General features: G+C 57.4%; 1 protein-coding gene. It reads right to left on the bottom strand.

The features are described from left to right. Positions 1 to 44 precede the first annotated feature (44 nt). Entirely contained in the window at positions 45 to 650 is a 606-nt protein-coding gene (locus LRP54_RS08350; protein WP_231235761.1) for a hypothetical protein, read from the bottom strand. Between the last annotated feature and the right edge of the window lie 78 nt (positions 651 to 728).

Below are 728 nucleotides of genomic sequence, written 5' to 3'. Positions count from 1 at the left end.
GGGGGGGGTAGCGTTTTACTACCCCCTATATATGTGCGCGCGTTTTAGTCGCGCGGGCCAGATGAACTCTCAGCCCACGTGTAAATCGTCTGACGAGAAAATCCATAAAATTTTGAACAAGCGTTGATGTTGAGATGCCCCTGCGCGGCAAGAGTCCCCAAACGCGCACGAACCAGTCCCCGCGCACGCAGAGCCTCAGCTTCCGCGTCGTGCATAATTTTCAGTATCTCATCCACCGCGTGCGAGGGTGGCGCATCCGCCCACCGCTGCGGTAGTTCTCGCACGTCCAACGGATTTTGCGGGCTAGTCACCTCACGCCCACTCAGCGCGATAGCTGGCCCGGCTAGGCCGCGTATCCGAGCCAGTGCCCCGCCGATTTCGTTGATGACCAGCTTCCAGCGCTTACGGGTTTCCTCGGTCACGAAACGCGCCTCACTCGCCTGCTCATACTCGCCTAGAATCGTGCCGTCCTCGCTCAAGATCACGCCAGAAACCCCCGAATACGGGCCACGCGCGAGTTCATCCTGTGTTTTCTCACGCTCTTGTGCGCGCCATGCGTGGCCCCAGTCGATCAGTGGGCGCGGATCAGCCTCCCACATGCCCAATCGCTCAAAAAGCTGCATCACGCTCGTCACTACATAGTCAGCCATAGTATCCCTCTCTGTGTGTCTAGTGCTATCAGCGTATGTCATGTAGCACTACTAGTCAAGCCGAATGACACAAAAAAA

Source organism: Schaalia sp. lx-100 (genome assembly GCF_021083625.1).
Taxonomy (GTDB): Bacteria; Actinomycetota; Actinomycetes; order Actinomycetales; family Actinomycetaceae; genus Pauljensenia.
Note: the sequence above shows the minus strand (reverse complement) of the source record. Positions and strands in the feature narration are given on the sequence as shown.

Excerpts from the sequence above, each read along its gene's own strand:
- LRP54_RS08350 (WP_231235761.1), bottom strand. The coding sequence starts at position 650 with ATGGCTGACTATGTAGTGACGAGCGTGATGCAGCTTTTTGAGCGATTG.